This window comes from Bacillus sp. JJ722, assembly GCF_036963345.1.
GTDB lineage: Bacteria > Bacillota > Bacilli > Bacillales > DSM-1321 > Bacillus_AD.
Genome location: NZ_JBALMO010000391.1, coordinates 1 through 873, shown reverse-complemented (window position 1 = coordinate 873; position 873 = coordinate 1). Strand labels below are relative to the sequence as shown.

The 873-nt window shown below is 31.2% G+C and carries 2 protein-coding genes; both read left to right on the top strand.

The features are described from left to right. The coding region (locus tag V7014_RS26640) for a phosphoribulokinase (RefSeq protein ID WP_335512065.1) at positions 1 to 534 on the top strand (534 nt) is incomplete at its 5' end. A gap of 145 nt (positions 535 to 679) precedes the next feature. Further along, positions 680 to 873, top strand: a 194-nt coding sequence (locus V7014_RS26635) for an NUDIX domain-containing protein (RefSeq protein ID WP_335512063.1), incomplete at its 3' end; no start/stop codon positions are given.

Here is an 873-nt window from a genome sequence, read left to right as displayed (position 1 = left end):
CTACTAAATCAAAATGAAGTGAATTATATTAATACAGATTCGTATATTGTTAGTTCGAAGATACGAATGCATACCAATATCGACTATACATATCAAAATAAAAATCATTGTTACAAAATGACTGCTTGCCATCCAGCAACGCATCATTTGCCTTCATTAGAAAGAGATGTTCAGATGGTTAGAGAGGGTTTAGATTTATATACGATCGATACACATTATATGAAAAGCGAGTTAATTTCTTCGAGAAACAAAGTAACGATTGTAGAAGGAATGAGTGTCGCGTTTATTAATCCAGATTTATTTGATTTGAAAATTTACTTCTATACAGATGGTGAAACGGAATTAATGAGAAGGTCGAGCCGTGATATTGTTGAAAGGGGAGCCGATATCAATTATTTAAGGCAGTCCCATAAAGAACGTCGAATTCAGTATGAAGTTTTTATGCATCCGTACAGTCAGTATTTTGATCTTATTATAAAAACTTCTGATGAAGCAATATGTCTAGAAAAAAATACATTTGAATTTAAATGCTAAATAATCAAAAAATTGTTGTGATATTTATAGAAGGGTTCGATTATTGAATGACTATATTAAAACAATGAGGGAAATGATTGGACACGAAACTTTATTAACTGTTGGATGCGGCGCCATAATTGAAGATTGTTTATGACGTATTCTTTTGAAAAAAAGAGTTGATTATAATATTTGGGGAATTCCAGGAGGTATTATGGAGATTGGGGAAACCTTTGAAGAAACAGTAAAAAGAGAGGTTTTTAGGAAACCAATCTCAAAAATAATAAATTTTCACTTTTCGGAATATACTCAGGGGAAAATACTTTATCACAATATGCTAATGGTGATAAAGTATTCAGT